We start from the raw sequence: 24,676 nt of genomic DNA, 5'->3' as shown, positions 1-24,676 counted from the left end.
CGGAGCGTGAAGGTGGCGGCTATTGTAGAAGCAAGGCGGACGCCTCGGCCAGCCGCCGATAGACCCAGACCTCACGGCCATCCTCCAGTTCCAGGCGGACCCGCTCATAGCGAATGCCCAGACGCTCGTAGCGATCCAGCCGGGCCAGCTCCCGGGACGTTACCTCGATCAGCTCGCCGGCCACGCGCTCCCCGGGGGCCTCGGTCAGATCCAGCCCCTCGCGGCGAAAGCCCTCGAGCAGCGCAGGCTCGGTCTCGCCGGCACGCCCCATCACCACCCAGCGCACCGGGGCGAAGCGCAGGGTGCCATAGACGAAGACCTCGTGGGTTCCCTCCTCGATGGGCGGCAGATGCCCGGGGCGGTCGTAGGTGTAGGGACTCAGCATGGTCCACCATAGCCAGCCGGCCAGCGCCAGCGGGAGCAACAGCAGGCAAAGCAGCACAAGGCGCAGGCGTGTCATGGGAACTCCTGATCGAAAGCGGTAGGGGCATGCTGCCACGCTTGCCCCTTTGCTGTCCGATTCAACCCTTAACGCCGGCTCTGGTAGGATGTTTCCAGATACGACAATCGCGGAGGTGGCCCATGACCCAGTCGGCACGTGATGATCAGGACTTCCGGGCGCTGATGGGCGATGTCAGGCCACTGGCGAGTGGCGGCGATCGCGCCGATCCGGGGCCTCGGCGCCGCCCGCCGAGCGACGCCCAGCTGGCCCGCCGCGAGAGCGCTCAGGCCGAGGCGGGGCAGGACAGCTTCCTCTCCGATGACTTCGTCGATCTGCTGCCGCCCTTCGATCCGCTGGAGTACCGTCGCGACGGCATCCAGAGCGGCGTCGTCGACCGCTTGCGCCACGGCGGCTATACCGCCCAGGCGCGTCTCCACCTGCTGCGGCGCCCCCTTGCCGAGTGCCGGCGTGCGCTGCCGCCCTTTATCCAGGAGGCCTATGCCCATGATCTGCGTTCGGTACTGATCGTTCACGGCCGCGGCCGGGAGATCGACAGCCCGCCCAACGTGTTGCGCTCCTATCTGGCCAAATGGCTGGCCCAGTTCGAGGAGGTACAGGCGTTCGTCTCCGCTCAGCAGGCGGACGGCGGCCTGGGCGCCACCTGGGTGATGCTGCGCAAGAGTGAGCGCGCCCGCGCCGCCAACCGCGAGCGGCAGCAGAAACGCCGGGGATAAGGAAGGACTCGCGAGAACCGGGGCCGATTCTGGCCCCGGCGTCTCTTGAGCTTCTACGCTAGTCGCGCCATCAGGCGTAGGCGGGGGCGTAGTCGCGGGCCTTGGCCCACTCCCGTTCGCGGCGGCGGAACAGCGGCTCGGGCTGGTCGACGGCCGGCTGGTAGGCGCGGCTGAAGAAGCCCAACGCGCGCAGGGCGTCTTCCAACCACTGATCCTCGCGCAGCGACAACGCATCGAAGCCGCAGCGAGTCAGGAAGAAGCACTGATCCACCAGCACGTCCCCGATGGCACGGATCTCGCCTGCATAGCCATAGCGCTCGCGCAGCAGCCGCGCCAGGCTGTAGCCGCGCCCGTCGGTGAACTTGGGAAAGTCGATGGCGATGAGCGGCGCCTTGGCGAGTTCATCGGCCAGCGCCGGCGTCAGTTCGGTGTCGCTGGAGAGCCAGGGTGCGAGCTCATCGTTCGGCTCGCCAGCCTGCCAGCGCGCCAGCGGTACGATCGCCGGGCCCGCGGGGAGTGCCGCCTGATCGTCGCGCACCAGCGTCCAGCGATCCTCGGCCGGCTTTCCCTGACGAATGAAGGGGCGCGTGTTAAGAGTGTTTTGATCAGGCATAGACCCGCTCCTTGAAGGGTTTGAGACCGATTCGGCGATAGGTTTCCAGGAAGGTCTCGCCGTCGATACGCTGTCCGACATAGACCTGCAGCACCTTGTCGATGACCTCGGGGACGCTTTCGCGGCTGAAAGAGGGGCCGAGAATCTTGCCCAGCGATGCGCCGTTGCCCTGGGCACCGCCCAGCGAGATCTGGTACCACTCCTCGCCTTTCTTGTCGACGCCGAGGATGCCGATGTGGCCGACATGGTGATGCCCGCAGGCGTTCATGCAGCCGGAAATGTTCAGCTCCAGCGGCCCCAGATCGTAGAGGAAATCGAGATCCTCGAAGCGCTCCTGGATGGCATGGGCGACGGGGATCGACTTGGCATTGGCCAGGCCGCAGTAGTCGCCGCCGGGGCAGCAGATCAGATCGGCCAAGGTGCCGACGGTAGGATTGGCGAGTCCCAGTTCGCCCAGCCGCTGCCAGAGCGCGTGCAGGCGGTCCACCGGCACGTCGGAAAGCACCAGGTTCTGCTCGTGGGTCACGCGCAGCTCGCCATGGCTGTAGTCGTCGGCCAGGTCGGCCACCTGGTGCATCTGCTCCCAGGTCAGGTCGCCCGGCGAGTGGCCGCTGCGCTTGAGCGACAGGGTGACCGCCTTGTAGCCGGTCACTTTGTGGCCGCTGACGTTGTTGGTGACGAAACGACCGAAGGCGCGGTTCTCGGTGCGCAGGCGCTCGAACTCATCGATGGCCTCGGCCGTGACCGGGCGACGCTCGGGGTCGACGAAGTGGCGATGCATATCGCTGACGGTATCGCGGGTCAGGGTCTGGGGGCCGTCCTTGAGGTGGGCCCACTCGGCGTCCACGCGACGACGGAACTCCTCCACGCCCAGCGCCTTGACCAGGATCTTGATGCGTGCCTTGAACTTGTTGTCGCGGCGACCGAACTGGTTGTAGACCCGCACCAGGGCCTCCAGATAGGTCAGCAGGTGCTGCCAGGGCAGGTCCTCACGAACGGTTTCGCCGATCATCGGCGTGCGGCCGAGGCCACCGCCGGCCATCACTTTCACCCGCACCTCGCCCTGGGCGTCACGCCACAGGCGCAGGCCCACGTCGTGCACCTGAATGGCCGCACGGTCTTCCTCGGCGCCGGTCACCGCGATCTTGAACTTGCGCGGCAGGTAGGTGAACTCCGGGTGGAAGGTGGACCACTGGCGGATCAGCTCACACCAGGGGCGGGGGTCCACCTCTTCGTCCTCGGCCACGCCGGCAAACTGATCGGTACTGGTGTTGCGAATGTCGTTACCGCTGGTCTGGATAGCATGCATCTGCACGCTGGCGAGTTCGGCCAGCATGTCCGGCACCGTTTCCAGCTTCGGCCAGTTGAGCTGCAGGTTGGTGCGGGTCGTGAAGTGGCCGTAGCCACGGTCATAGTCCCGGGCCAGGTCGCCAAGCTTGCGCAGCTGGTAGGAGGCCAGCAGGCCGTAGGGGATCGCGATGCGCAGCATGGGAGCGTGCCGCTGGACATAGAGACCGTTCTGCACGCGCAGCGGCAGAAACTCCTCCTCGCTGAGTCGCCCGTCCAGATAGCGATTCATCTGGTCGCGAAACTGGGCGACGCGTTCATTGACCAGGGTCTGATCGTGGTTGTCGTAGCGATACATTCAGCCGATCCTGCTGCAGTGAGAGTGGCGAAGCGTCAGGGGCACCTTAACGCCTCGGCATTATTCTATGAAAGAATAAATATTCATACTTTTTATACAAAAAGTCATATAAGAGGTCAAATCCCTGGGGCGCCTGCTATATCCGCACGGACTGCCAGCGGCGTCGCTGCCAGATCCACACGAACCAGGCCGAATTGAGACAGCGGTAGCCGAGCTGGGCCCACCAGATGCCCAAAAGCCCGAACTCCAGCACTACCCCGACCCACCACGCCAGGGGCAGGAACACCAGCCACTGCAGGGTCAGGGTGGTGGTCATGACGGTGCGGTTGGCGCCGGCACCGAGCAGCGCCTGGCCCAGCACCAGGGCGGCGGCGTCGAGCACGATCATCGCCGCAGCCAGCTGCAGCGGCAGGCGTCCCAGCGCGATCAGCGCCGGGTCATGCAGGAACAGCCCCAGCACCTGCTCGGGGAGCAGCGCCATGGGCAGCGCCAGGGCCGCGAGACACAGCCAGGCCAGGCGCACCACGTCCCACCCCCAGCGGTGCGCCTCGCGGTGAGCGCGCTGGCCCAGGGCTTCGCCCACCAGGCTCATCGCCGCCATGCCCAGCCCCACCCCGGGCAGGATCAGCAGCAGCGAAAGGTTCACCAGCACGTGCCCCACCGCCACACTGGCGGTGTCGATCCGACCAAGGATCCAGAACAGCACCGCATAGCCGGCGGCGAACCACAGCTGCTGGAAGGAGTGGGGCGTGGCCAGGCGCAGGGTCGTGACGAAGATTAGCCGGCGTGGCAGGGCGGCCAGAAAGCCGCTGCCAGTGGCATGACGCAGGGAGAGTACCGCCCAGACCGCAAGCCCCGCGAACAGTGATAGGGTGGTGCCGGCCCCGCGCCGGCGGCGCCCATGGCCGGCAGCCCCAGATAGCCGAAGATCAGCACCACGCTGGCCAACACGTTGACCAGATGCATGAACAGGATGATGCGCAGATAGATGCCGGTCTGCTGGATGCCGTTCCAGTAGCCGCGAAAGCAGAAGATCATCGCCACGGCAGCAAGCGACAGCACTCGCCAGCGAAAGTACTCCACGGCCACGGCGCTGACCGCCGGATCCTGGTTGATCAGCGCCAGCAGCCGGGGGGCCTGCCAGAAGCACAGCGCGGTCAGCGGCAGTGCCGCCAACAAGGCGATGAACAGGCCGGCATTGAGCGGCATGGCGCGCTGCCCCCAGTCTGCCTCGCCGTGCCGCCGAGCGGTCTGAGCCTGCACACCGGAGGAGAGCCCGAACACCAGGGCGGTGATCAGGAACATGGCATAGCCGCCGATCCCCACCCCGGCCAGGGGCACCTCGCCGAGCGACCCCACCAGGGCCGCATCGATCAGGTTGATCAGGCTCTGGGAGAGCATGCCGGCGATGATCGGCAGGGCCAGGCGCAGAATCTTCTGTCGCCGCAGGGGGAGGGCAGCAGCCCGGCCCCTGCAGGATCGTGACGCACCGCGGCCATCAGCTCGGGTCGTAGGAGAGCACCGGAGCAAGCCACCGCTCCAGTTCCGTCAAGGACATGCCCTTGCGACTGGCCAGCGCCTCGACCTGGTCCCGAGTGATCTTGCCGGTGGAGAAGTATTTCGACTGGGGGTGGGAGAAGTACCAGCCCGATACTGCCGCCGCCGGCCACATGGCGAAGTTCTCGGTCAGCACCAGACCGCTGTTCTCGGTGGCGTCGAGCAGGCGGAAGAGCGTGGCCTTCTCGGTGTGGTCCGGGCAGGCGGGGTAGCCGGGCGCCGGACGGATGCCCTGGTACTTCTCGGCGATCAGCGCCTGGTTGTCCAGCGTCTCGTCGGGGACATAGCCCCAGAACTCCTTGCGCACCCGTTCGTGCATGCGCTCGGCGAAGGCCTCGGCCATGCGATCGGTCAGCGCCTGGACCATGATCGCACTGTAGTCGTCGCCGGCGGCCTTGTAGCGCTCGGCCAGTGCCTCGACGCCGTGACCGGTGGTCACCGCGAAGCCGCCGATCCAGTCGGGCTTGCCGCCGGCATCGGGACGGGGGGCCACGAAGTCGGCCAGGCTGTAGCAGACGCCGTCGCGGTTCTTGGTGGTCTGCTGGCGAATATGGTGCAGCCGCTCGATCACCCGGGTGCGTGACTCGTCGGCATACACCTCGATGACGTCATCGTCGACGCTGTTGGCTGGCCATAGGCCGATCACGCCGCGCGCCTCGATGTGGCGCTCGTCGATCAGCTTGCGCAGCATGACCTGGGCGTCGGCAAAGAGGCTGCGCGCGGCCTCGCCGACCACGGCGTCGTCGAGGATCTTCGGATACTTGCCGGCCAGCTCCCAGCTCATGAAGAAGGGCGTCCAGTCGATGCGCTCGATGAGCTCCTCCAGGTCGTAGTCGTGAAAGACCTTGAGGCCGGTGAAGGCGGGGCTTGGGGGCGTATAGCCGGCCCAGTCGATGGGCAGCTTTCTCGCCCGGGCCTCGGCGTAGCTGAGATCGGCCGCCTTCGGCCGACGCTTGGCATTGCGTTCGCGAACCTGGGCGTATTCGGCACGAATCTCGGCGGTATAGCCCGGCTTGAGCTCCGGCGAGAGCAGCTTACCGGCAACCCCGACCGCCCGGGACGCGTCTGCCACGTAGATGACGGGATGCTCGTAGCCGGGTTCGACCTTGACCGCGGTGTGCGCCTTGGAGGTGGTGGCCCCGCCGATCAGCAGCGGCAGCTCGAAGCCCTGACGCTGCATCTCCTTGGCCACATGAACCATCTCGTCCAGCGATGGCGTGATCAGCCCCGAGAGGCCGATGATATCGGCGTTCTCGGCCCTGGCCGTCTGCAGGATCTTCTCCGCCGGCACCATCACGCCCAGGTCGACGACGTCGTAGTTATTGCACTGCAGGACCACGCCGACGATATTCTTGCCGATATCGTGGACGTCGCCCTTGACGGTCGCCATGACGATCTTGCCCTTGGCCTGGGTATCGTCACTCTTCTCGGCTTCGATATAGGGGATCAGGTAGGCCACCGCCTGCTTCATGACCCGGGCCGACTTGACCACCTGGGGGAGAAACATCTTGCCCGCCCCGAACAGGTCGCCGACCACGTTCATCCCGTCCATCAGCGGCCCCTCGATCACCTCGATGGGGCGGGCGGCACGCTGGCGGGCCTGCTCGGTATCCTCCTCGATATAGGCGGTGATGCCCTTGATCAGGGCGTGGGAGATGCGCTTCTCGACCTCCCAGCTGCGCCACTCCAGGTCTTCCTTCTTGGCGCCGCCGCTGCCGTCCCCCTTGTACTTGTCGGCCAGGTCGAGCAGCCGCTCGGTGCCGTCGCTGCGCCGATTGAGGACCACATCCTCCACCGCCTCGCGCAGCTCCGCCGGCAGGTCGTCATAGACCGCCAGCTGGCCGGCATTGACGATGCCCATGGTCAGCCCGGCGCGGATGGCATGGTAGAGAAAAACCGAGTGAATCGCCTCGCGCACCGGGTTGTTGCCGCGAAAGGAGAACGACACGTTGGAGACGCCGCCGGAGACCATGGCGTGGGGCAGGTGCTCGCGGATCCAGCGGGTGGCCTCGATAAAGTCCACCGCGTAGTTGTCGTGCTCCTCGATGCCGGTGGCGATGGCAAAGATGTTGGGGTCGAAGATGATATCCTCGGGGGGAAGCCCACCACCTCGACCAGGGTGCGGTAGGCGCGCTGACAGATCTCGATCTTGCGCGCGAAAGTGTCGGCCTGTCCCTGTTCGTCGAAGGCCATCACGACCACGGCGGCGCCGTAGCGGCGGCACAGGGTCGCCTGCTCGACGAAGGCGGCCTCGCCCTCCTTGAGGGAGATGGAGTTGACCACCGCCTTGCCCTGCACGCACTTCAGGCCCGCCTCGATGATCTCCCACTTGGACGAGTCGATCATGATCGGCACCCGGGCGATATCCGGCTCTCCGGCGATCAGGTTGAGGAAGCGCACCATCGCCTCCTCGGACTCCAGCATGCCCTCGTCCATGTTGATGTCGATGACCTGGGCGCCGTTCTCCACCTGCTCCAGCGCCACTTCCAGGGCGGTGGTATAGTCCTCCTCGACGATCAGCCGCTTGAAGCGAGCCGAACCGGTAATGTTGGTGCGCTCACCGACGTTGACGAACAGCGACCCCTTCTCGATGTTGAAGGGCTCGAGCCCCGCCAGGCGGCAGGCGCGGGCGCGCTCGGGCACTTTCCGCGGCGCCACTTCGGCGATGGCGGCGTGAATGGCGGCGATATGCTCGGGCGTGCTGCCGCAGCAGCCGCCGATGATATTGACCAGCCCGCTCTGAGCGAACTCGGCGACGATGGCCGCCATCTCCTCCGGGGTCTGGTCATACTCGCCAAACTCGTTGGGCAGGCCGGCGTTGGGGTGGGCCGAGACGAAGGTATCGGCCTTGGTGGCGAGCTCTTCCAGGTAGGGACGCAGTTCCTCCGCCCCCAGCGCGCAGTTGAGGCCGATGGAGAACGGCTGGGCGTGGCGCACCGAGTTCCAGAACGCCTCGGTGGTCTGGCCGGAGAGGGTGCGACCGGAGGCGTCGGTGATAGTGCCGGAGATCATCACCGGCAGGCGCTCGCCGCGCTCGTCGAACAGCTGCTCGAGGGCAAAGATCGCCGCCTTGGCGTTGAGCGTGTCGAAGATCGTCTCGATCAGGATCAGGTCAGAGCCGCCCTCGATCAGCGCCTCGGCCGCCTCGTAGTAGTTGTCGCGTAGCTCGTCGAAGGTGACATTGCGCTTGGCCGGGTCGTTGACGTCCGGCGATAGCGAGGCGGTACGCGAGGTCGGACCCAGCACCCCGGCCACGTAACGCGGCACCCCGGTCTCGGCGGCCACGGCATCGCAGACCTGGCGGGCCAGACGCGCCGATTCCCGGTTGAGCTCGACCACCAGCGCTTCCATGCCATAGTCTGCCTGGGAGAGGCGGGTGCTGTTGAAGGTGTTGGTCTCGACGATGTCGGCGCCGGCCTCCAGGTATTCCCGATGAATGCGGATCACCAGGTCGGGGCAGGTCAGCGCCAGCAGATCATTGTTGCCCTTGAGGTCGGAGGGCCAGTCGTCGAAGCGCTCTCCGCGGAAATCGGCCTCATCGAGCCCGGCGTTCTGCAGCATGGTGCCCATGCCACCGTCGAGCATCAGGATGCGCTCGCCGAGGCGCTCGGTGAGGGTGGCGGTCAGGGCAGAGGGAACGGCGGCCATGGGTTGGGTCGGTCTCCAGCGTAGTCACGTCCAGGGTGGGGAGCCGCGCCAGCGCTTGAAAGCGTCTTCTCGTGCGCGGCCGAGTTGGCCGCACATGGTAGCAAAATCGGCGCAGCGAGGGCAGGGCGTGGTTAAAAGCCGACCAAAATAGTCGGGATTGTCTCGCCGGATGCTTTTGCTTACCATACAGGCATGTCACCTATGGCCGGCCTGCGGGGCGGCCCGACCAGCGAGACCAACATGAGCGAGATCATCCAGATTACCGACAGCGCCCAGGACTACCTTGCCGAGCTGCTCGAGAAGCAGAGCGTCGAGGGCATCGCGGTGCGCATCTTCATCACCCAGCCCGGCACCCCCTATGCGGAAACCTGCCTGGCCTACTGTCGCCCGGGTGAAGAGGAGCCCAGCGACGAGCGGCTCGATCTCGACAAGCTGGGGGTGTTCGTCGACAAGCACAGCATTCCGTTCCTCGAGGAAGCCGTGGTCGATTTCAACGCCGACCGCATGGGCGGACAGCTGACCATCAAGGCGCCCAACGCCAAGATGCCCAAGGTCAATGCCGACAGCCCGCTGGAGGATCGCGTCAACTATATCCTCTATAGCGAGATCAATCCCGGCCTGGCCGCCCACGGCGGCGAGATCAAGCTGATCGAGCTGACCGAGCAGAACGTCGCCGTGCTGGCCTTCGGCGGCGGCTGTCAGGGCTGTGCGGCAGTGGACCTGACCCTCAAGGAGGGTGTCGAGAAAACCCTGATGGAGCGGATTCCCGAGCTCGCTGGCATCCGCGACGTCACCGACCACACCGACACCACCAACGCTTACTATCGGTGACCCCCCTGCCGGAGGCGCTCCGCCCAGGGGAGCGCCAACCGCTAGCGGCCGTCCCCGTCGGTTGAATCGGCTCGTGTCGATGCATCGGAAGGCCCCGCCACGGCGGGGCCTTCTGCGGTAACTGCAGCCGTGCCATCGCCATCGGCCGGTGCCAGGTCTGCCAGCTGCTGCTCCCGGCGGGCCAGCGCCGTTTCCAGGGCCTGAATCCGCTCCCTCTGCTCGTCTAGGTGGCGGCGCTGCTCCTCGACCCGCCCCTGCAGCAGCGCCTGGGCCTGTCGCCGGGTCTCGGCCTGCTCGTCGGCGCGGGACCTGGCCCACTGGGTCTCCCGGTGCGCCTGCTCCTCCTCGGTCAGGGCGCGACGCGCCTGCTGCAGCGCCTCCTGCAGTGACGCCAGGCGCTGCTCCCACTGCTGCTCCCTGGTCGCCTGACGCTTGTCCGCGGCCTGGCGCTCCTGGCGCAGGTCGTCCAGCAGCGCCATGAGGCGGGCCTCGGCGGCCTCGTGACGCTCCTCCTCCTGGGCCTCGCGGGCCCGATGGTGGGTCTCGAGTTCCTCCAGCCGCTGCCGGTGGGCCTGAGCCTGCCGCTCCACCTCCGCCTGCAACGCCTCCCCGCGCCGGGCGGCCTGCACCAGCCGCGCCTCGAGCTGCTCTTGCTGCCGATGGGCCTGGTCACGCTCGGCCTCGACCCTGGCCAGCTCGGCACTGCGCGCCTCCAGGCGCTGCTCGACGGCGGCCAGGTGGGCGGCGAGGGCGGCCTCCCGCTGCGCCGCATCTTCAGCATCTCGCCTCGCCTCATCGGCCGCCTGGCCGGCCGAGGCCACCTTGCCATCGGCCTCCTCCCGATAGTGCGCCAGGGCCTCGCCGGCGGCTTCCTGGGCGTTTTCCACAGCTGCTCGGCAAGCTGCTGAATCTCCTCGGGCATGCTGCGCGGCGGCGGGCGGTCACGGTTCTCCTCGCGCCGCGTTCGCCACTCCCTGAGGTGTTCGCTAATGGTGGTGAAGCTGCCGGTGCCCAGCACCTCGCGAACCTTCTGAACGCCAGGAGCATCCCCCGGGCGAGCAGGGTGTCGATCGCCCGCTGGACGTCCTCGTACCGCACACCGCTGCGTGCCATCTCGCTCTCCTCGTCAGCTTGCCGTCGGATCGGCGGTTTCCTGCGGCCGGCACGCACCAGGGCGTCGGCACTGGCGGCAGGATAGCGCGGGAGGTCGCGAAAGGGAAGATTATTACGTATTACGTAACTGTAATATTATTTATTTTAATGGGAGAAAAATCAAGATTACGCGGCTTATCTTGATTTTCTGGCTGGGGAGCTGGGATACTGACTGGCAACCAGCCACCGCTCGGGGCTGAATCTGGTGGCAACCCTTTGAGGAGGCGCTGTGAATACCTCCCTGTACGCTACCGGCGCCATCCCTGGCGCAGGACCTCCTCTACGGCTTGCCCCAGCGCCCCTCGCTATGCATGGCGGCAAGCAGTCCGCCAGCGTCATTGGTGCAAGTGAGGAGAGGGAAGGTGAGGAGAGCGCAGAATGAGCCGTGAGCCGGTCCCGACGAGCGTCGTGCCCGATCTGGTCGATTGGCCAGTCGCCGGGCAGGGCGCCTATATCGCGGCGCGCAGCGACGGGGAGGCGGTAGCCCAGTGGCTGGCCGAGTATCACGCCAGCCCCCAGACGCTGCGGGCCTACCGGCGCGAGGCCGAGCGACTCCTGCTCTGGCTGGGTGAGCGGGGCAGGGCGCTCGGGGATCTCCGGCGCGAGGATCTGGAGGCCTTCGAGGCCTTTCTTGGCGATCCCCGCCCCCGGGAGCGCTGGATCGGGCCGCCGCGCCCGCGGCACAGCCCCGACTGGAAGCCCTTCCGAGGCCCGCTGTCGCCGGCCAGCCGACGCCAGAGCCTGGTGATCCTGCAGGGGCTGTTCGCCTGGCTGGCCGAGGCAGGATGGGTGGCCCACAACCCCTTTCGGCTGATGCGTGACAAGCGCCGCCGCCTCGACAATCGCCGGCAGCGGGTCGAACGCTACCTGGAGCGGCCGCTGTGGGAGTGGTTATGGCAGTGGCTGGCCCGGGCGCCGGAGGAGGGGCCGACGAGCGGGCGCGCTTCGAACACGCCCGGCGCCGGCTGCTGTTCGGCTTCGCCTATCTGCTGGCCCCACGGATCAGCGAGATGGCCGCGGCGCGCATGGGCGACTTCGCGCGCCGCGAGGGGCGCTGGTGGTGGCGGGTGGTGGGCAAAGGGGGCAAGGTGGCGCAGATTCCGGTGCCGCCGGACATGCTCGCGCTACTGACCCAGTGGCGCGAGCAGCTGGGCCTGCCGGCCCATCCCACCCCGGACGAGTCGAGCCCGCTGCTGCGCCGTCTGGATGGCCAGCGCGGACTGGGTGACAACCGACTCTACCGGCTGATACGCGAGACGTTCCAGCAGGCCGCCGTTGCGCTGGAGAGCGAGGCGGGGAGCAGGCGAGGGCCGAGGTGATCCGGCTGCGTCGGGCGTCCCCCACTGGTTGCGCCATACCGCCCTGACCCATCAGGCCCAGGCCGGCGTGGAGCTGCGCTACCTGGCCGGCACCGCCCGCCATGCCCGGCTCGACACCACCGCGATCTACCTGCATGCGGAGGAGGAAGAGTGGCATCGCCAGCAGCAGGCCCACGGCCTGCCCGAAGGATCGTGATGGCGGCGCCGAGACGATATAATGGGGGCCATCGCTTACTAGGAGTCGCCATGAGTGCCGAGACCACCGCCGAGCAGGCTCAGCAGGAGCTGCTCGAAGAGTTCGAGATGTTCGATAACTGGATGGATCGCTACCAGTACATCATCGACATGGGCAAACAGCTGCCCGACTTTCCCGAGTCGTGGAAGACCCCCGAGCTCAAGATCCAGGGCTGCCAGTCCAACGTTTGGATGCATCACCGCCGGGAAGGGGGGCGGCTGCATTTCGACGCCGTCTCGGATGCCGCCATCGTCTCGGGTCTGATCGCGGTGCTGATGCGCATCTACAACGATCGTCCGGCGGCGGAAATCCGCGACACCAGCCCGCATTTCCTCTCCGACCTAGGCCTGGACAAGCACCTGTCGCCGACCCGCAGCAACGGCTTGAACAGTATGCTGGCACGCATCTATGAGATCGCCGAGCAGGAGGCGGCCTGAGGGGCGCTCAGTCGCGCGCGCTGCTTCCCGGGGCTGAGCGAGGACGGAAATGCTCGTCGAGCTCCGGGTCCTCCCGGCAGAGGCGCTCACTGGGCCCGCCGGGCACCGGGTCGATGCCCCCCTCGCAGCCGGGATGGCAGCGGGAGATCCGCCTGATCGCCATCAGGCTGCCCTTCAGAGGCCCATGGACACGCAGAGCTTCCAGGGTGTAGTGGGAGCAGCTCGGCCAGTAGCGGCAGCGCGGCCCCAGCAGCGGGCTAAGCGTCACCTGATAGAGCTTGACCAGGGCGACCAGCAGCAGCAGGGACGCTCGGCGCATGAGCCCCAACGGCCAGGCTAGCCTGCGGGGCATCGCTCAGCCCCTGTCCTTGGCGTAGAGGGTGTCGGGGTCGATCAGCGGGTCACTGCTGATGCGCGCTTCCTGGCCCTCCAGCGCCACATAGAAGCAGCTGCGCCGCCCGGTATGACAGGCCGGTCCGGTCTGATCCACCTGCAGCAGCAGGGTGTCGCCGTCGCAGTCTAGGCGGGCAGTACACAGGTGCTGCTGCTGACCCGACGACTCCCCCTTGCGCCACAGCTTGCCCCGCGACCGCGACCAATAGCAGACGTGGCCGGTCTCGAGGGTCTCGTCCAGCGCCTCACGGTTCATCCAGGCCATCATCAACACCTCGCCGCTGTCATGCTGCTGGGCGATGGCGGGGATCAGGCCATCGGCGTTGAAGCGTACGGCATTGAGAATGGCATCACGCGGCCAGCGCGAGTCGCGCTGGGCACGCTCCAGTTCCTTGAAGGTCTCGGCCATTGGAGCTCCTGCGGGTGAAAATAGGGCGGCGGATCGAGATATCGAGCTCAAGACGCCTGCGAGGCCGCCCCCTGGCGACTCTCCTGGCAGCTCTCGCAACGCCCCAGTAGTTCGATGGTCTGACGCTCGATGCGAAACCCCAGGGTCTGGGCGCGGGCGTCGAGCTGCGCATTGACATCATCCAGGTGCAGCTCCTCGACGCGGCCACAGTCGCGGCAGATCAGCAGCTGGAAGCCGTGGGCGTGCTCGGGACAGGGGCAGGCGACATAGGCGTTGAGCGACTCGATGCGGTGCACCAGCCCCTGGTCGATCAGAAAGTCCAGGGCGCGATAGATGGTCGGCGGGCGGGCGGCGGCGTGCTCCACGGCCAGCCGGTCGAGAAGCTCATACGCCTTGAGGCCGCCACTGGCGTCGGCGATCATCTCCAGCACGCGTCGACGAATCGGCGTGAAACGGGCACCGTGTCGCTGACACTGTCGTTCAGCCTGCAGGAGCAGGGTGGTGGAGTCGGCCATGATCGATCCGCTGCTGAGGTAACGCTCCCCATTCTACGCGCTGGGGGCCGGAGCCACCAGTGAGGGGCGGGGCTCGAGAGGCAGCTGCAGCTCGCCGCGCCGAGCGAACTGGCGCTGGGCGAAGGCCACCCGCGCTTCGACGCCTGCCCCCTCGACCTGCTGCTCGATCAGGTCCAGGCGCGGCCGCAACCCCTCGCCATTGGCCATCTGGATCGCCAACCCTGGACGGGCATTGAGCTCCAGCAGCATAGGGCCACGATGGCGATCCAGCACCATGTCGGTGCCCAGATAGCCCAGGCCGGTCATCTCATAGCAGCTGGCCGCCAACGTCAGCAGGGTCTGCCAGTCGGGGATACGCAGGCTGGCCAGCTCATGGCCGGTGTCCGGATGGTCGGCACGCGCCCGGTCGTACTGAACCCCGCGCAGCGCCACCCCGGTGGCGATATCGAGCCCCACGCCCACGGCCCCCTGATGCAGATTGGCCTTGCCGTCGGAGGCCGCCGTCGACAGCCGCATCATGGCCATCACCGGATAGCCGCGAAAGACAATGACGCGGATATCGGGCACCCCCTCATAAGTGTAGGCGGAGAGCGACTCATCGAAATTGATCAGCGCCTCTACCACGGCCACGTCGGGCGAGCCGCCCAGCGAGTAGAGCCCAGAGAGAATATTGGAGACATGACGCTCCAGGTCCGCCAGCTTCAGACGCGCCCCGCTGGGCTTGAGATAGCCGTCGCCATCGCAGCCCTCGATCACCAGGATGCCCTTGCCGCCGCTGCCCTTGGCCGGCTTGATCACGAAACCGGCATGCCCGGCCACCATGCTGCGGATGTGCTTGACGCCAAACTGCGTGGTTACCGTGCCGATCAGTGCCGGGGTGGTGATGCCATGACGCTCGGCCAGCAGCTTGGTCTGCAGCTTGTCATCCACCAGCGGGTAGAGACGGCGATCGTTATAGCGGCCGATGTAGCGGATATTGCGCCGGTTCATGCCGATGATGCCGCGGCGAAACAGTTGGCTGGGGCGTGCCCACATAGCGTCAGTCCTCGGTCACGGGCTTGAAGCGGCGCAGCTCGAGCAGGCGATAGCCAGTGTAGTTGCCAAGCAGCAGGATCAGTGCCATCAGGATCAGCTGTACGCCAAGGAAATTGAAGGTGATGTGCCGAACCCAGGGATTGTTCATGGCCAGGTAGGCCAGCACCGCCGTGATCAGGCTGCCGCCCCCTTGGATAAGCACCTCCTCGGGGCCTTCCTCCTCCCAGAGGATCGACATCCGCTCGATGGTCCAGGAGAGGATGATCATCGGGAAGAAGGTGATGGTCAGCCCGGCGTTTAGCCCCACCCGATAGGAGAGCACCGAGAATAGCGAGATGATGGCGATGACCGTGATGATCACCGCCGAGACTCGCGCCACCAGCAATAGATTGAGGTAGGAGAGATAGTTGCGTATCACCAGGCCGACGGCCACGATCAGCAAGAAGCCAATGAGCCCGGTCAGCAGCGTGGTCTGAATGAAGGCCAGGGCGATCAGCACCGGCATGAAGGTGCCCGATGTCTTGATCCCCACCATGATGCGCAGAAAGACCACCACCAGGGCGCCGATGGGGATCAGCAGGATGGTCTGGAAGAGCGCCTGTTCCTCCAGCGGCAGACTGTGGATCGAGAAGTTGAGCAGGGTGTCGTTGGCCAGCTGGCTGCGTACCGCCGCCGCGGCCGGCTGGCTGCGCGAGAGCATCGAGAAACTCACCCGGGAGTTGCTGCCGCCCTCGACCTCGAGTACCGCGCGGCCGCCGCTCTCCCACAGCAGCAGATTGTCGGGGCTCCCCTGTTGGCCGGTAACGGGATTGAACAGCGACCAGCGCCGGTCATCCTCATAGACCTGAATCCAGGAGGTCAACGACTGTCGGCGCCGCCCATCCTCCAGCAACAGACCGCTCACCTCGCGGGCATGCACGCCGGCCTGATTGAGCAGCCGTACCAGCAGGGGGCCGCGGTCGAACTGGGTCAGCAACAGACGGGCATTCTCCCTTGGCGCTCGTCGCTGAAGTCGCGGATCAGCTCCCGGGCGAACGTATAGGGGTCGGCACTTCGCGCCCAGGCACGGTCGATGACCTGGGCGGCGGCGGTGTTGTAGGGCTGCTCCCAGACGCTATTGCGCAGCGGCGGCCGCGGTATCGGCTGCTGGTCGCGTTCGTCGGTGACCAACAGGCGCAGGGAGTAGTAAAGCTGCTGGCTGCCAGCGGCCTCGCGAATCGACCACTGAGCGCGGCGACCGGCGTCATCCTGAAGATAGGAGAGGCCATAGCCCGGCGAGGCGGTATTTTCGGTCAGGATCCGAAAGCCGCGCTGGTGGGAGGGCAGGGCGAAATCCACCCGTACGGGCTCTCCCAGGGCCGTAAAATCGATGACCGCTTCCACTTCCCAGGTCTGGCGCTGCTCGCCCGGGTCCAGGGCACTTCGAACTGAACGTGCCGATGCACGCTGAAACCGATACCTAGGGCCAGCAGCAAACCCACGATCAAGTAGAAGGGCAGTCGTGACATGAAGAGTCCTTGCAGGGCAGGGTGGGCGAGGCTCAGCCCTCGTCTTCATCCTGGTCGCCGATCTCATCCTCATGAGCCTCATCGGCGGGCCGTCCGCCCGGAAACTCGGGGCGGGGATGGAGATAGGTCTCGGCAACGTCGATGATGGCCAGGTCCATCAGAAAACGACGTCCCAGCAGCACCGGATAGTTGAGGTGGGTCCGATCGTTGAGGGTGAACTCGACCGGCTCGCGGATATCGCCTAGGGTCATGATCAGGCTGACCACCGGGCGAGATTCCGTGCCGGCGGCCTGCAGGATGCGAACCCGACGCTCCACCGGCGCCTCGATCCATTCGTCGCGGACGTCCTCGACCACCACGTCATCGTCGGTCAGGCCAAGCTTGAACCGCACCCAGTTTTCGCCGTCGCGCTCGAAGCGGGTAATCTCGGTGGCGGAGAGCGACGAGGTATTGGCCCCCGAGTCGACACGAGCCTTGAGGTAGGTACCGATATCGGGCAGGCCGATCCACTCGGAGCGGCCCACCAGCTCCTTGTTCTCCAGCGCACCGTTGGCCTGCCGGTCGGCACACTCGGTCGCCACGATGACCGGCTCATCCTCGCGCCGTTCCAGGCGCTCGATGTCTCCACGCAGCAGCCGCAGGAGGCTGCCGACCTCACGGATATCGGCGTTCAGCTCATCTTGACGAAGGTCCTGGCTGACCAGCCGCTGCGCCTGGATATCACAGCGCTGACCCAGATGGCGTTCCAGCTCGGCGATGCGCATCTCGAAGGCGTCGGGCGTCAGCACCTGATCGGGCTCGGCCCGCTGGTCCGGCATCAGGGCACAGCCGCTCAGCAGGAGCGTGCCTAGCAGCCATGGCGCGACGATCGGCGATGGGAGACGCATGATAGGCAAGGACCTCCGGGATGGCGACCCTCAAGGGGTAAGTCTGGCGAGGGTGGCAAATGGGCTGGCATAGCGAACGGATGATAAGGAGTTCACAGTGGGTTTGTCCAACTTCCCGATATTGGCTAATTTAACATAATATAAATTCTGCGAACCAACGTCATGCGGGCATTTCAGCCAAGCCGATGCGGCGGCGGCACCGATCTGACAAGCAGCACCCCCGAACCCAAGGGTTCGGGGTGCCACGCCGTCTTGCTCGCGACGATCAGAGCGGCTTCTGGTCGTCGGCTTCGGCCGGTGCATAGGAGCCGTCTTCGCGGTGCACTTCATTGCCGGTCAGCCCCGGCGTGAAGACGCAGGCCAGGTGCATGGTCTTGAAGGCGCGCAGCAGATGCTCATCGTGCTGATCGAGAATGTAGATGTCGCCCGGCTTGATCGGCCAGATCTTGCCATCGGCCAGGGTCTCGACCTCGCCGTCACCCTCGATGCAGTAGACCGCTTCGAAGTGGTGCTTGTAATGGATATGCGTCTCGGTCCCTGCATAGATGCGCGTAATGTGGAAGGAACAGCTACCGCCATCGTCGGCCAGGCAGAGACGAGTGCTGTCCCAGTTGCCATTCTCGGCCTTCACCAGCCGGTCGGTCTCACGCGCGACTTCAAGGTTGCGTACGATCATGGATGTGACTCCCGATAATTCGGTAATAAATGGGCGGCCCTGGTGAGGCCGCCCGGGACGGGGCTCTTCTCAATTTCAGCAGATGCCGAGCCCGCTGTCGCGCTCGGCATCCACTATTCCGTGTTCAGCTCAGCGCCTGCTTGGCACTGGCCTCGAGGATATCGAGGCCCTCGACCAGGTCCTCGTCGCTGATGGTCAGCGGACAGAGACACTTGACCACTTCGCCGTCCTGGCCGCTGGTCTCGATCACCAGGCCATTCTCGAAGGCCTGAGCCGTGATCTTGTCGGCGACCTCGCCGCTGCCCACGTCGATGCCGCGCATCAGGCCGCGGCCGCGCTCGCTGGCCTCGATGCCCTGCTCGCTGATCCAGGCCGCAATGCGCTGGAACCGCTCGGCAACCGCCTGCCCCTTGCGCTCCACTTCCTTGGCGAAAGCGTCATCGGACCAGTACTCGCGCAGCGCCGCTGCGGCCGTCGTAAAGGCCAGCGCGAAGCCGCGGAAGGTGCCGTTGTATTGACCGGGGCTCCAGACATCCAGTTCGGGACGCATCAATACCTGGGAGAACGGCAGTCCAAGCCCGGAGAGCGACTTCGAGTTGGTGACGATATCCGGCGTCACGCCGGCGTGCTCGAAGCTGAAGAACTTGCCGGTACGCCCGCAGCCCGCCTGGATGTCGTCGACGATCAGCAGGATGTCGTGGGCATGGCAGATGCCTTCCAGACGCTTCAGCCACTCGGTGCCGCAGGCGTTGATACCGCCCTCCCCCTGCACGGTCTCGACGATCACCCCGGCCGGCACGTCCAGGCCGCCCGACTTGTCGGTGAGCAGCTTCTCAAAGTAGTCCAGCGTATCGGTGCCGTCGCCCAGGTAGCCGTCATAGGGCATGAAGGCGCCGCCAACGGTAGGCACTCCCCCGGTGGCCTCGCGGAACTTGCGGTTGCCGGTGGTAGCCAGGGCTCCCATGGTCACGCCGTGGAACCCGTTGGTGAAGGTAACGATGTTGTGGCGACCCTTGACGTTACGCGCCAGGCGAATGGCGGCCTCGACGGCATTGGTGCCGGTGGGCCCGGGAAACTGTACCTTGTAGTCCAGGCCGCGGGGCTTGAGGATCACCTCTTCCAGCGTCTCGAGGTAGTTGCGCTTGGCGGCGGTCCAGAAATCCAGGCCGTGGATGATATTGTCCTCGGCCAGGTAGTCGAGCAGTGCCTGCTTGATCTTCGGATTGTTGTGGCCGTAGTTCAGGGTGCCGGCCCCGGCCAGGAAGTCGATGTACTGGCGTCCATTCTCGTCGGTCAGGCGCGCATTGCGGGCCTGGGTGAACACCACCGGAAAGGAGCGAGAATAGGTACGGACTTCGGATTCCATGCGTTCGAGAAGCTGGGTCTGCATTGAGCGACCTCCTTGCTGAGAGTATGGGTAACCAAGAGCGCGGACGGTCAGTCGTGGACCGCCCCGCGCGAATGACGGGCTAGGCTTTGTCCGAAAAGTGCCTGCGCTCGGTCATACGGCGTTAAAAATCGGCTCGTGCGCGAGTCCGATCAAAGTACTCATTTACAAGCCGTAAACTCCGTCTTTTCACCGATTTTTGCCTTGTCTGACCATCGCTCGTCGACTTTTCAGACAGAGCCTCACGCCTGATGGGGCGGGACCTGTTACAACCGGCCGGTATCGAAGGGGCCGATGCGCACCAGGTTTTCGGGATCATGCTCGCCGCCGAGCTGATCCGTGGAGAAGTACTCACGGCTGTTGAGCGGCGCATGCCAGCGATCGGCAAGCCGCCGGAACAACCCCCAGGACGCCTGGTTGTCCGGCGTGATGGTGGTCTCCAGATGATGGACCTCGGCGAGTTCCGGGCGGCCCATGACGGCATCGACCAGCCGCCGGGCCAGGCCGGTGCCGCGCGCCTTCTCACCCACGGCAACCTGCCACAGGAAGTAGGTATCGGGGGCATTGCTCTTTACGTAGCCGGAAACGAAGCCGACGATTTCCCCCTCCTCGTTGGTCGCCACGGCGCAGGTATCACGAAACTGCGTGGCGAGCAGCAGATAGGCGTAGGCGGAATTCACGTCCAGCGGCGGACAAGACTTGACCAGCTCATAGATTCCCCAGCCATCATCCGGGTTGGGCTTGCGGATGAACAGCGGTGCGGCATCGCTGCCGACCACGGCATCGGCCACGCTGGGCGTGCCAGGTCGGCAGAGGGGGTAAAAGGCTGCGGTGTCACGTTCATGATTAGGCTTCGCTGTAGCGATGTCGGTGAGCATGATATCAGGGGCTTGCGACCAAATCAAAATTGCCATTATGGCTGCTGCCCGCTTCCATAACGTCAGATTATGGAAGCGGGCTCGCCCCTGCCACATGATTAGTTTAGCCCAGTCTCGCCGGCACTCTGCCCCTCATCCTCAACGGGAACGGGCCCCCGAAGGTGGCCCGTGACAACGGTACTGCTGGAAGACGCCTCGTCACAATCCGCTGGCGCAGGACGCCTTTAACGCGTCGGCGTTCGCAGGGTGACGAACTCTTCGGCACCGGTGGGGTGAATGCCCACGGTGGCATCGAAATCGGCCTTGGTGAGGCCGGCACGCACGGCGATGGCGATGCCTTGGATCACTTCGCCGGCCTCCTCGCCCACCATATGAGCGCCGACCACCACGTCGCTGGCATCGTCGACGATCAGCTTCATCAGGCAGCGCTCCTCGCTGCCGGAGAGCGTATGCTTCATGGGGCGAAAATCGGTGCGGTAGACGCGAATCGTTCCGTACTGCTCCCGGGCCTGCTCCTCGGAGAGCCCTACGGTGCCGATATTGGGATGGCAGAACACCGCGGTGGCGATCCTGGCGTAGTCCAATGGCGCCGGCTCGCACTGGCCGAAGTGGTATTCAACCATCTGCATGGCCTCGGCCAGGGCCACCGGGGTCAGCTCGGGCCCACCGGTGATATCGCCAAGGGCCAGGATCGAGGGCACCGACGTCTCGAACCGCTCATTGACCTGCACGCTCCCGTCGGCATTGAGGTCGACGCCCAGGGCGTCCAGCCCCAGCCCTGACAGGTTGGGTTTGCGCCCGGTGGCGGCGAGTACCGCATCCACCTCGAGCACCTCCCCACTGGTCAGGGTCACGCGCAGCGCTGTCTCGGTCTTATCGATGCGTTCGATATTGGTCCCGAAATGCAGCTTGACGCCCTTCTTGGCCATCTCATCGCGGGTGAATTCCCGCACCTCGTTGTCGAAACCGCGCAGGAAGAGATCGCCCCGATAGACCAGGTGGCTATCGCTACCCAGACCGTTGAAGATGCTGGCAAACTCCACGGCGATATAGCCGCCGCCCAGCACCAGGAATCGCGTCGGAAAGCGCTCCAGATCAAAGACTTCGTTGGAGGTCAGGGCGTGCTCGCTGCCGGGAAACGCCGGCACCCATGGCCAGCCGCCTACGGCAACGAGGATCTTCTCGGCCTTGATCGTCTCGCCAGCGATTTCCACACAATGAGCATCGACGACCCTGGCCCGACCGTTGATCAGGCGCACCCCGGCACCGTCGAGCAGTCGCGCATAGATCTGGTTGAGACGCTGAATCTCGCTGCTCTTGTTGTCGCGCAGCGTGGCCCAATCGAACGACGGCGGCGCCGGAAGCTGCCAGCCGAAGCCATTGGCATCCTCGAAGGCATCGTGGAAATGCGCGGCATAAGAGTAAAGCTTCTTGGGTACGCAGCCTACGTTCACGCAGGTACCACCCAGGTAGCGATCCTCGGCAATGGCTACGCGGGCCCCCGTGGCCGCCGCGGTACGGGCGGCGCGCACACCGCCGGAACCGGCGCCGATCACGAAGAGGTCATAGTCGAACTCGGACACGTCGTTCTCCTGAAGCCGTGGGTCTTTGGTGCAGCGATGGTACCATTACCGCAGCGTCGCAGCCGACCGCCTCCGCGGCGGCCGCGCTGCGGTCAACCGCCAATGCACGACACGACATGAGTGAGTCATGGAAGCAGAGATCGAGCAGCTCGTCACACGCAACCGCCAATGGGCCGAGGGCATTCGCCGCCAGGATCCGGCGTTCTTCGACCGCCTGGCCCAGCAGCAGAGCCCCAGCTACCTGTGGATCGGCTGCTCCGATAGCCGGGTGCCGGCCAACCAGATCATCGACTTGCCCCCCGGCGAGGTGTTCGTTCACCGCAACGTGGCTAACCTGCTTCACCACAATGACCTCAATGCCCTGTCAGTGGTGCAGTATGCGGTAGACGTGCTCAAGGTGCGCCATATCATGATCGTCGGCCACTACGGTTGCGGCGGGATTCGGGCCGCCGTGGCCGGTGGCGACAGCGGCATGGTCGATATCTGGCTGCATTCCGTGCGCGAACTCTATGCGCAGCACCGTGCCGAGCTGGACACCCTCGACCTGGATGAACGGGTCGACAGGATGTGCGAGCTCAACGTCAAGGCGCAGGTCACCACCCTCAGCCACACCAAGATCGTCCAGCATGCCTGGCAGCGCGGTCAGCCGCTGGCCATCCACGGTTGGGTCTTCGGGCTGCACGACGGCCATATCAAGGATCTGGACTGCACCATCGAGGGCCTGGAACAGACCACCGAACTCTACCGCATCGAGCGCCTGGCGCCGGGGGCCTGATCCCCTTCCCGTGCGCCATGGGCGTGACTCCTCGCGTTCCTTCCATGACTTTTGGGAAGGCACCACGGCGCCTTCCGGAGCCTTTTATGACCGACTTCTTCGCCGATGCTCAGGGGCATCATCTCGATGGTCTCGAAGAGGCATATGCACGCCTGCTCGAGGGCTTGGGCTACGACGGCGTGCTGCTCTACAGCGGCCACCCGCATCGCCACTTCGCCGACGACCAGGAGGCCAGCTTCGCCACCTACGGGCACTTTCTGCACTGGGTACCGCTGGCCGGGCTGTCCCGCAGCTGGCTGCTGGTACGTGCCGGGCAGCCTCCCACCCTCTATCTTCATGCCCCCCGGGACTTCTGGCATCTCGCCCCGCAGCTGCCTGACGAGGCCTGGGCCCAGCGGTTTGCCATCGTCCCCCGCGACACGGCATCGCCGCCGTCGCTGCCCCCAGGGCGCTTCGCCGTGCTGGGCGACGTGGACTCGGCCACGGCTCACGCCCTGGGCGCCGAGCTCGATCCGGCGCCGCTGACGGCGGTGCTGGATGAGCTGCGGGTGCGCAAGAGCGACTACGAGGTCGCCTGCCTGCGCGACGCCAACCGACTGGCCATGCGCGGCCACCGGGCGGCCCGCGATGCCTTCCTGGCCGGTGACAGCGAGCTCGACGTTCAGCTTGCCTACCTCAAGGCCTCACGCCAGCGGGAAAGCGAGGTCCCTTACGGCAATATCGTTGGCATCAACGCCCATGGCGGTGTGCTTCACTACCAGCACTATGATCGCGAGGCGCCCGAGCGTCAGCACAGCCTGCTGGTCGATGCCGGGCATCGGGTGCGTGGCTACTGCGCCGATATCACCCGCACCTGGTCCGGCCGGGATGCCGATGCCGCGTTCCTTCCGCTGGTCGAGGCTGTCACGGCCCTGCAGCAGCGTTTGATCGCCGCACTGCGCCCCGGCGTGAGCTATGTGGCGCTGCATCAGCGAATGCACGACGAACTGGGCGCGCTGCTCCTGGAGCACGGCCTGATACGCGGCTCGGCCGAGGCGGCGGTAGCCGGCGGCATCACGCGAGCCTTCTGCCCCATGGTCTGGGCCATCTGCTGGGCCTGCAGGTGCACGACGTCGCCGGGCGCTGCAACCCCGACGGCAGCCCGCTGCCGCCACCCGACGCAGACCCCGCCCTGCGCCTGACCCGTGAGCTGGAAGCGGGCATGGTGATCACTATGGAACCGGGGCTCGATATCATCCCCATGCTGCTGGCGCCGCTGCGCGACCGGCCTGCCGGACGGGATATCGACTGGGGCCGAGTCGACCACCTGGCGCCCCACGGCGGCATTCGCATCGAGGATAACCTGCTAATCACCGCCACCGGGGCCGTCAACCTGACCCGATCGGACAGCTGACGCCGGTGCCCTTGAGGCCGCAGTAGCCCCCGGGATTCTTGTGCAGATACTGCTGGTGGTACTCCTCGGCGTAGTAGAAGGCCGTGAGCGGGGCGATCTCGGTCGTGATGGCCCCCTTCCCTGCCTGGGATAGCGAGCGCTGGTAAGCGTCACGGCTGCGCTCGGCCTCGGCCAGCTGGGCATCATCGTGGGTATAGATGGCCGAGCGGTACTGACTGCCCACGTCGTTGCCCTGCCGCATGCCCTGGGTCGGGTCATGGGCCTCCCAGAAGACCCGCAACAGGTCGGTGAGTGCCAGCTCGGCTGGGCGTAGACCACCTGCACGACTTCGGCATGGCCGGTCCGGCCGCTACAGGTTTCTTCGTAAGTGGGGTTGGGCGTGGTGCCGCCGGCATAGCCGACGGCGGTCACGTAGACCCCAGGCAGCTGCCAGAACAGCCGCTCGGCACCCCAGAAACAGCCGAGTCCTAGCACGATGACGGCGTGTCCCGCCGGGAATGGCGGCAGCATCGAACGGCCGTTGACGGCATGCACCCCCGAGACGCTGAGCGGCGTGTCGCGGCCCGGCAGGGCACGGGAAGGATCGAGCCTCATGGTCTATCTCCTGTGGAAGTGGCGTCGGTC

General features: G+C 65.9%; 21 protein-coding genes and 6 pseudogenes. 9 read left to right on the top strand and 18 right to left on the bottom strand.

From position 1 onward, the window contains the following. Positions 1-19: 19 nt before the first annotated feature. Positions 20-460: a gamma-glutamylcyclotransferase family protein gene (locus ACSJDS_RS12120; RefSeq protein WP_473033504.1), complete on the bottom strand. Its 441-nt coding sequence runs from the start codon at positions 458-460 to the stop codon at positions 20-22. A gap of 122 nt (positions 461-582) precedes the next feature. Between ACSJDS_RS12120 and smrA the strand changes: the two genes are divergently transcribed. Next, the gene (gene smrA, locus ACSJDS_RS12115) at positions 583-1,176 is read left to right on the top strand and encodes a DNA endonuclease SmrA (protein WP_473033503.1); all 594 of its coding nucleotides are present in this window, start codon (positions 583-585) and stop codon (positions 1,174-1,176) included. 70 nt (positions 1,177-1,246) lie between these two features. Here the strand turns inward: smrA and ACSJDS_RS12110 are convergent, their stop codons facing one another. The 4 genes and pseudogenes from ACSJDS_RS12110 to metH form a co-directional block, all read right to left on the bottom strand. Next, a complete protein-coding gene (locus ACSJDS_RS12110) occupies positions 1,247-1,789 on the bottom strand; it encodes a DUF934 domain-containing protein (RefSeq protein ID WP_473033502.1) in 543 nt (180 codons plus the stop codon). Further along, a complete protein-coding gene (locus ACSJDS_RS12105) occupies positions 1,782-3,434 on the bottom strand; it encodes a nitrite/sulfite reductase (RefSeq protein ID WP_473033501.1) in 1,653 nt (550 codons plus the stop codon). Before ACSJDS_RS12105 ends, ACSJDS_RS12110 begins: the two co-directional genes overlap by 8 nt. Before the next feature lie 136 nt (positions 3,435-3,570). After that, positions 3,571-4,835, bottom strand: a pseudogene (locus tag ACSJDS_RS12100) (MATE family efflux transporter). A gap of 97 nt (positions 4,836-4,932) precedes the next feature. Then, positions 4,933-8,639: pseudogene (metH, locus tag ACSJDS_RS12095) on the bottom strand (methionine synthase). A 240-nt stretch (positions 8,640-8,879) separates the two neighbouring features. On the opposite strand from metH, the gene nfuA reads away from it, so the two are divergent. Then, entirely contained in the window at positions 8,880-9,470 is a 591-nt protein-coding gene (gene nfuA, locus ACSJDS_RS12090; RefSeq protein ID WP_473033500.1) for a Fe-S biogenesis protein NfuA, read from the top strand. Positions 9,471-9,511: 41 nt separating this feature from the next. Here the strand turns inward: nfuA and ACSJDS_RS12085 are convergent, their stop codons facing one another. Further along, positions 9,512-10,357 carry a hypothetical protein gene (locus ACSJDS_RS12085; RefSeq protein ID WP_473033499.1) on the bottom strand — a complete coding sequence of 282 codons (846 nt, stop codon included), beginning with the start codon at positions 10,355-10,357 and terminating at the stop codon, positions 9,512-9,514. Between the two features lie 50 nt (positions 10,358-10,407). Further along, positions 10,408-10,488, bottom strand: a pseudogene (locus tag ACSJDS_RS12080) (hypothetical protein); the annotation flags it as partial. Between the two features lie 512 nt (positions 10,489-11,000). On the opposite strand from ACSJDS_RS12080, the gene ACSJDS_RS12075 reads away from it, so the two are divergent. From ACSJDS_RS12075 to ACSJDS_RS12060, 4 genes are read left to right on the top strand one after another with little or no spacing between them, the layout of a single operon-like run. Next, complete coding sequence (locus tag ACSJDS_RS12075) at positions 11,001-11,753, top strand: hypothetical protein (RefSeq protein WP_473033498.1); 753 nt, start codon at positions 11,001-11,003, stop codon at positions 11,751-11,753. Continuing rightward, entirely contained in the window at positions 11,738-11,941 is a 204-nt protein-coding gene (locus ACSJDS_RS12070) for a hypothetical protein (protein WP_473033497.1), read from the top strand. The genes ACSJDS_RS12075 and ACSJDS_RS12070 overlap by 16 nt, the downstream gene beginning before the upstream one ends. Positions 11,942-11,969: 28 nt before the next feature. Next, positions 11,970-12,137 carry a hypothetical protein gene (locus ACSJDS_RS12065; protein ID WP_473033496.1) on the top strand — a complete coding sequence of 56 codons (168 nt, stop codon included), beginning with the start codon at positions 11,970-11,972 and terminating at the stop codon, positions 12,135-12,137. Positions 12,138-12,187: 50 nt separating this feature from the next. Then, entirely contained in the window at positions 12,188-12,613 is a 426-nt protein-coding gene (locus tag ACSJDS_RS12060) for a SufE family protein (RefSeq protein ID WP_473033495.1), read from the top strand. Positions 12,614-12,620: 7 nt separating this feature from the next. On the opposite strand, the gene yidD is transcribed toward ACSJDS_RS12060, so the two are convergent. The 10 genes and pseudogenes from yidD to gorA form a co-directional block, all read right to left on the bottom strand. Then, entirely contained in the window at positions 12,621-12,965 is a 345-nt protein-coding gene (gene yidD / locus ACSJDS_RS12055) for a membrane protein insertion efficiency factor YidD (RefSeq protein ID WP_473033494.1), read from the bottom strand. Positions 12,966-12,968: 3 nt separating this feature from the next. Beyond that, positions 12,969-13,415: a phosphoribosyl-AMP cyclohydrolase gene (hisI, locus tag ACSJDS_RS12050; RefSeq protein WP_473033493.1), complete on the bottom strand. Its 447-nt coding sequence runs from the start codon at positions 13,413-13,415 to the stop codon at positions 12,969-12,971. A 47-nt stretch (positions 13,416-13,462) separates the two neighbouring features. Continuing rightward, a complete protein-coding gene (locus ACSJDS_RS12045) occupies positions 13,463-13,930 on the bottom strand; it encodes a Fur family transcriptional regulator (protein ID WP_473033492.1) in 468 nt (155 codons plus the stop codon). A 33-nt stretch (positions 13,931-13,963) separates the two neighbouring features. After that, the gene (locus ACSJDS_RS12040) at positions 13,964-14,965 is read right to left on the bottom strand and encodes an alpha-L-glutamate ligase-like protein (RefSeq protein ID WP_473033491.1); all 1,002 of its coding nucleotides are present in this window, start codon (positions 14,963-14,965) and stop codon (positions 13,964-13,966) included. 4 nt (positions 14,966-14,969) lie between these two features. After that, a pseudogene (locus tag ACSJDS_RS12035) lies at positions 14,970-16,473 on the bottom strand (inactive transglutaminase family protein). 32 nt (positions 16,474-16,505) lie between these two features. Continuing rightward, positions 16,506-17,360, bottom strand: a complete 855-nt coding sequence (locus ACSJDS_RS12030) for an ATP-dependent zinc protease family protein (RefSeq protein WP_473033490.1) — start codon at positions 17,358-17,360, stop codon at positions 16,506-16,508. 265 nt (positions 17,361-17,625) lie between these two features. Next, positions 17,626-18,036 carry an ectoine synthase gene (locus ACSJDS_RS12025; protein ID WP_473033488.1) on the bottom strand — a complete coding sequence of 137 codons (411 nt, stop codon included), beginning with the start codon at positions 18,034-18,036 and terminating at the stop codon, positions 17,626-17,628. Between the two features lie 124 nt (positions 18,037-18,160). Beyond that, positions 18,161-19,426: a diaminobutyrate--2-oxoglutarate transaminase gene (gene ectB / locus ACSJDS_RS12020; protein WP_473033487.1), complete on the bottom strand. Its 1,266-nt coding sequence runs from the start codon at positions 19,424-19,426 to the stop codon at positions 18,161-18,163. A gap of 263 nt (positions 19,427-19,689) precedes the next feature. Then, positions 19,690-20,267, bottom strand: a pseudogene (ectA, locus tag ACSJDS_RS12015) (diaminobutyrate acetyltransferase). A gap of 258 nt (positions 20,268-20,525) precedes the next feature. After that, a complete protein-coding gene (gorA, locus tag ACSJDS_RS12010; RefSeq protein ID WP_473033485.1) occupies positions 20,526-21,884 on the bottom strand; it encodes a glutathione-disulfide reductase in 1,359 nt (452 codons plus the stop codon). Between the two features lie 127 nt (positions 21,885-22,011). On the opposite strand from gorA, the gene can reads away from it, so the two are divergent. The 3 genes from can to ACSJDS_RS11995 all read left to right on the top strand — a co-directional run bounded on the left by can (position 22,012) and on the right by ACSJDS_RS11995 (position 24,052). Next, entirely contained in the window at positions 22,012-22,659 is a 648-nt protein-coding gene (can, locus tag ACSJDS_RS12005; RefSeq protein WP_473033483.1) for a carbonate dehydratase, read from the top strand. Positions 22,660-22,745: 86 nt separating this feature from the next. Continuing rightward, the gene (locus ACSJDS_RS12000) at positions 22,746-23,840 is read left to right on the top strand and encodes a M24 family metallopeptidase (protein WP_473033481.1); all 1,095 of its coding nucleotides are present in this window, start codon (positions 22,746-22,748) and stop codon (positions 23,838-23,840) included. After that, positions 23,762-24,052, top strand: coding sequence for a M24 family metallopeptidase (locus tag ACSJDS_RS11995; RefSeq protein WP_473033479.1), 291 nt, complete (start codon positions 23,762-23,764; stop codon positions 24,050-24,052). The genes ACSJDS_RS12000 and ACSJDS_RS11995 overlap by 79 nt, the downstream gene beginning before the upstream one ends. Here ACSJDS_RS11995 and msrA read toward each other — a convergent pair. Continuing rightward, positions 24,027-24,646 (bottom strand): annotated as a pseudogene (msrA, locus tag ACSJDS_RS11990) (peptide-methionine (S)-S-oxide reductase MsrA). The gene ACSJDS_RS11995 and the pseudogene msrA sit on opposite strands and share 26 nt — an antisense overlap. Positions 24,647-24,676 lie beyond the last annotated feature (30 nt).

It is taken from the genome of Halomonas sp. SL18_1, from assembly GCF_055755715.1.
This window is presented reverse-complemented; position numbering and strand designations above follow the sequence as displayed.

Coding starts and splice junctions, on each gene's coding strand:
- ACSJDS_RS12120 (WP_473033504.1), bottom strand. CDS start 460: ATGACACGCCTGCGCCTTGTGCTGCTTTGCCTGCTGTTGCTCCCGCTG.
- smrA (WP_473033503.1), top strand. CDS start 583: ATGACCCAGTCGGCACGTGATGATCAGGACTTCCGGGCGCTGATGGGC.
- ACSJDS_RS12110 (WP_473033502.1), bottom strand. CDS start 1,789: ATGCCTGATCAAAACACTCTTAACACGCGCCCCTTCATTCGTCAGGGA.
- ACSJDS_RS12105 (WP_473033501.1), bottom strand. CDS start 3,434: ATGTATCGCTACGACAACCACGATCAGACCCTGGTCAATGAACGCGTC.
- nfuA (WP_473033500.1), top strand. CDS start 8,880: ATGAGCGAGATCATCCAGATTACCGACAGCGCCCAGGACTACCTTGCC.
- ACSJDS_RS12075 (WP_473033498.1), top strand. CDS start 11,001: ATGAGCCGTGAGCCGGTCCCGACGAGCGTCGTGCCCGATCTGGTCGAT.
- ACSJDS_RS12070 (WP_473033497.1), top strand. CDS start 11,738: ATGCTCGCGCTACTGACCCAGTGGCGCGAGCAGCTGGGCCTGCCGGCC.
- ACSJDS_RS12060 (WP_473033495.1), top strand. CDS start 12,188: ATGAGTGCCGAGACCACCGCCGAGCAGGCTCAGCAGGAGCTGCTCGAA.
- yidD (WP_473033494.1), bottom strand. CDS start 12,965: ATGCCCCGCAGGCTAGCCTGGCCGTTGGGGCTCATGCGCCGAGCGTCC.
- hisI (WP_473033493.1), bottom strand. CDS start 13,415: ATGGCCGAGACCTTCAAGGAACTGGAGCGTGCCCAGCGCGACTCGCGC.
- ACSJDS_RS12045 (WP_473033492.1), bottom strand. CDS start 13,930: ATGGCCGACTCCACCACCCTGCTCCTGCAGGCTGAACGACAGTGTCAG.
- ACSJDS_RS12040 (WP_473033491.1), bottom strand. CDS start 14,965: ATGTGGGCACGCCCCAGCCAACTGTTTCGCCGCGGCATCATCGGCATG.
- ACSJDS_RS12030 (WP_473033490.1), bottom strand. CDS start 17,360: ATGCGTCTCCCATCGCCGATCGTCGCGCCATGGCTGCTAGGCACGCTC.
- ACSJDS_RS12025 (WP_473033488.1), bottom strand. CDS start 18,036: ATGATCGTACGCAACCTTGAAGTCGCGCGTGAGACCGACCGGCTGGTG.
- ectB (WP_473033487.1), bottom strand. CDS start 19,426: ATGCAGACCCAGCTTCTCGAACGCATGGAATCCGAAGTCCGTACCTAT.
- can (WP_473033483.1), top strand. CDS start 22,012: ATGGAAGCAGAGATCGAGCAGCTCGTCACACGCAACCGCCAATGGGCC.
- ACSJDS_RS12000 (WP_473033481.1), top strand. CDS start 22,746: ATGACCGACTTCTTCGCCGATGCTCAGGGGCATCATCTCGATGGTCTC.